Annotated in this window: 1 pseudogene; it reads right to left on the bottom strand. The window is 63.1% G+C overall.

Going from position 1 to position 523, the window contains the following annotated elements:
• Positions 1-523, bottom strand: a pseudogene (locus tag ACNQOP_RS20500) (pyruvate dehydrogenase (acetyl-transferring), homodimeric type); the annotation flags it as partial.

Genomic DNA, 523 nt, shown 5'->3' with positions numbered 1-523 from the left:
GTCCGAGGTGTCCTTGATCCCACGGTTCTGCAGGTACCGGTTGGACTGGGCCTGGTAGATCGCGTTCATCGGGCCGATACCCATCGACACGGTCGGGAACTCCCAGAAATCCGGCATCAGGCGCGGGTGCGGGTACGAGGACAGGGCATGCCCTTCCTTGGACTTCTCCTGACGGAACCCGTCCAGATCCGCTTCGCTGAGGCGGCCTTCCATGAACGCCCGCGCGTACATCCCCGGGGACGCGTGACCCTGGAAGAACACCTGGTCACCGCCGGAGGGGTGGTCCTTACCGCGGAAGAAGTGGTTGAAGCCCACCTCGTACAGGGTCGCGGCACCGGCATACGTGGAAATATGCCCGCCCACACCAATATCGGAACGCTGCGCACGATGAACCATCACCGCAGCGTTCCAGCGCATATACGCCCGATACCGGCGCTCGAACTCCTCGTTCCCCGGGAACGGCGCTTCCTGGTCCACCGGGATCGTGTTCACATAATCAGTGGTCGTCACCATCGGCACACCC

It is taken from the genome of Arthrobacter sp. LFS091 (assembly GCF_047977885.1).
GTDB lineage: Bacteria > Actinomycetota > Actinomycetes > Actinomycetales > Micrococcaceae > Arthrobacter.
Note: the sequence above shows the minus strand (reverse complement) of the source record. Positions and strands in the feature narration are given on the sequence as shown.